The sequence below is a fragment of the Ornithinibacter sp. genome (assembly GCF_035443565.1).
Taxonomy (GTDB): Bacteria; Actinomycetota; Actinomycetes; order Actinomycetales; family Dermatophilaceae; genus Fodinibacter.
On record NZ_DAORSO010000206.1, the window covers coordinates 1 to 3,214 of the forward strand.

5 protein-coding genes are annotated in these 3,214 nt (G+C 68.8%); 3 read left to right on the top strand and 2 right to left on the bottom strand.

Going from position 1 to position 3,214, the window contains the following annotated elements:
- The 3 genes from PLL68_RS13370 to PLL68_RS13380 all read left to right on the top strand — a co-directional run.
- The coding region (locus PLL68_RS13370) for a CD225/dispanin family protein (RefSeq protein ID WP_324534881.1) at positions 1-300 on the top strand (300 nt) is incomplete at its 5' end.
- A 10-nt stretch (positions 301-310) separates the two neighbouring features.
- Positions 311-754, top strand: a complete 444-nt coding sequence (locus PLL68_RS13375) for a DUF2752 domain-containing protein (protein ID WP_324534883.1) — start codon at positions 311-313, stop codon at positions 752-754.
- Positions 755-801: 47 nt separating this feature from the next.
- Positions 802-1,230: a hypothetical protein gene (locus tag PLL68_RS13380; RefSeq protein ID WP_324534885.1), complete on the top strand. Its 429-nt coding sequence runs from the start codon at positions 802-804 to the stop codon at positions 1,228-1,230.
- Between the two features lie 93 nt (positions 1,231-1,323).
- Here the strand turns inward: PLL68_RS13380 and PLL68_RS13385 are convergent, their stop codons facing one another.
- The gene (locus PLL68_RS13385; RefSeq protein ID WP_324534887.1) at positions 1,324-2,076 is read right to left on the bottom strand and encodes an RDD family protein; all 753 of its coding nucleotides are present in this window, start codon (positions 2,074-2,076) and stop codon (positions 1,324-1,326) included.
- A 37-nt stretch (positions 2,077-2,113) separates the two neighbouring features.
- Positions 2,114-3,214 (bottom strand): DUF4032 domain-containing protein (locus PLL68_RS13390; protein WP_324534889.1); only part of this gene is annotated, 1,101 nt, incomplete at its 5' end.

A 3,214-nucleotide genomic window follows, 5' to 3' on the forward strand; every position in this document is an offset into this window, starting at 1 on the left:
GCGCCGCCGCCGGTTGGTGGCCCCGTGGGCGGTCCGCCCGACAACAAGCTGGTGTGGTCCATCCTCGCGACCATCTTCTGCTGCATTCCCCTGGGCATCGTGGCGATCATCAAGTCCGCCGAGGTCAACAGCAAGTGGAACTCCGGTGACGCCGCTGGCGCGCACCAGTCCGCAGCCGACGCCGCGAAGTGGATCAAGTGGGCCGTCATCGCCGGCGTCGTGTCCGCGGTTCTCAGCGTGGTCGCGTGGTTCCTGTTCGTCGTCGCCCTCGGTGCCGCGAGCACCACGAGCGGCATGTGACACCTACGCCATGAGCATCGGGGCGGGTCGTGCCCGGCTGCTGCTCGAGACATCGAGCGGCAGCCGGCGCATGGTCGCCCCTGTGGCGGTCGCGGCGGCAGCAGCAGGGGTCGTCACGACGATCGCCCTGATCGACCCCAACATCGAGGGTCACTACCCCACGTGTCCATGGCTGGCGCTGACCGGGACGTTCTGTCCGGGGTGCGGGTCGCTGAGGGCGATCCACGCTCTGGCACACGCCGAACTCGGCGTCGCCATGGCGCGCAACCCGTTGACCGTGATCGCCGTCGGTTGGCTGGTTCTCTGGTTCGGTCTGTGGACCTGGCGCCGGCTGACCGGCCGGGTCCGGACCACGATGGCGCCCGCGTGGTTGCTCCACGGCATCCTCGTCGTCATCCTGGGTTACTGGGTGCTCCGGAACATCCCCGGATGGACGTTCCTGTCCCCCGCTTGATGGCCAGGTCCGCCGCTTCCTATCGGCGACACGAGAGGTATGGACGGATGAGCGAATTCCCTGCTGGGTGGTATCCCCAGGCAGACGGCACCGAGCGGTTCTGGTCCGGCGCGGACTGGACGGACCAGTGGCGGCCGTCACCTGCGCAGCCGCGGAGTGTCGTACCCGCTGCGGCCATCCAAACCGTGGCCGGTCAGCCTCCCGTGATGTACCCCGGTGTCGGCTATGCGCCGATGGTCGCGCCCAAGAGCCCGGGGCTCGCGCTGCTGGGCTCGTTCTTCCTCCCCGGGCTTGGTCAGCTGATCAACGGGGACGCGGCCAAGGGCGTCCTGATGTTCCTCGGGTACGTCTTCAGCTTCCTCCTCATGTTCGTCCTGGTCGGCTTCCTGACTGCTCCAGCAATCTGGATCTGGGGAATGGTCGATGCCTACACAGGCGCGCAGCGCTGGAACATGCAGCGGGGCATCGTCAGCTGACCAGGGCAGCGAGCGACTGTGACGAGCAAGGGCGCCTCCCGTGCGGGAGGCGCCCTTGGCGGCATCCGAGCGCGGCCGTCGGCCGGGTCCGCGTCAGCCCTTGGGCACGACGACGACCGTGGAGTGCACCGCCTTGTCGGCGATGGTCTGCTTGTTGTCGTCCCACAGCATCCACAGGTAGGACAGGTAGATCACCTGGTTGACGACGTTGCTGACGACCTCGCGCAGGAAGCACATCCCCGCCCCGATCGGCTGGCCGGTCTTGTCGTCGACGAGCTTGAGGCCGATGACCTTCTTGCCGACGCTCTGGCCGGTGCGGCCCATCTTGAAGACCCGGTTCCACAGGCTGATGGCCAGCGAGATCAGGGCACCGAGCCCGATGAGCAGGCCCCCGATCACGGCCACTGACCCGTTGCCGCCTTCGCTCTGGGTCATGCCGTACTCGTCGACATAGAGCTCGGTCGGCGCTGCCGACACCAGCATGATGATCCCGATGATCATGGGGATCAGCCCGATCATGCTGATCAGCGCGTCGACGAGCAGCGCCAGGACGCGCTGGCCGAACGTGGCCACCTGACCGAAGTTGGCCTGCACGTAACCGAGCGAGCCCGGGTGCATGGCCGGGCCGCCGGCGTACGCGGGGGCCTGGCCGTAACCGCCGCCGTAGGGGTTCGGGGCCGGCGGCTGCGCCGCACCGTAGGGGGCGGGGGGCTGGGGGGCGCCGTAGGGCGCGGGGGGTGCGCCAACGGCATCCGCGGGGGGTGCCGTTGGCGCTGGGGGTGCCGGGGGCGTTGGCACCGGCGGGTTGGGCTCTTGGCCGTAGGGCTGGGGGGTCTGCTCACTCATGGCATCGACCCTACGTCCGGGCTGGGGTGCCCTGCGGTCAGCCACGCCCCTTGGACTTCGCGATGACGGGCAACTGCTGGGTGTCGATGCCCAGGACCGCCTGCTCGTCCGGCTTGCCCGGCAGGATCGATCGGACGTAGTCGTCGATCGCGTCCTCGATGGGGATGTCGTGCTGCGCGCGCTCGGCCATGTACCAGCGGTGCTCCAGCACCTCGTGGAAGACCTCGGCGGGTTCGAGCTTGGTGACCAGCTCGCGCGGCACCCGGCGGGTCACCGGCTCGTAGACGTGGGTCAGCCAGTCGTGGGCCACGATCGTCTCGTCCTCGCCCTGGCGTCCGGTGCCGGCCGTGTAGGCGTCGAGGTCGTTGAGCAGGCGGCGGGCCTGGTTCTCTCGGACGTCGAGACCGGTGAGGCGCAGCAGGCGCCGCGAATGGTGGCCCGAGTCGACGACCTTGGGCTGGATCTGGATGGACGTGCCGTCGATGTCGGTGGTGATGGCCAGTTCGTCGACGTCGAACCCGAGGGCGTTGAGCGAGCGGATGCGATCATCGACGCGCCAGCGCTCCTGGTCAGCGATGAGTTGGCTTCCGGTCAGGGCATCCCACAGCTCGCGGTACCGCGAGACGATGCGGGCGCTGACCTCGATGGGGTCGCGGTCCTCCTGGAGCAACCCACCGGCCTCGAGGTCCATCAGCTCGCCGGCGATGTTGACCCGGGCGATCTCGAGGTCGTGCTCGCGCTGCCCGTCGCTGAGCTTGGGACGCAGCTCGCCGGTCTCGGCGTCGACGAGGTAGGCGGCGAACGCCCCGGCATCGCGCCGGAACAGGGTGTTGGACAGTGAGACGTCACCCCACCAGAACCCGGCCAGGTGCAGGCGCACCAGGAGCACGGCGAGGGCGTCGATGAGACGCGTGGCGGTGCCCTTGCGCAGCGACTGGCTGTAGAGCGCGCGGTACGGCAGCGAGAACTGCAGGTGGATGGTGATGAGGCAGGCGTCGAGCTCGGTGCCGTCCTCGGCGACGCGCCCGCTCACCACCGCGAAGGGCTCGACACAGGGCATGTCCATGCGATTGAGGTTGCGCAGCATCTCGTACTCGCGCTGCGCGATGTCGGCCTTGATCTCCTTGACCGCCAGCAC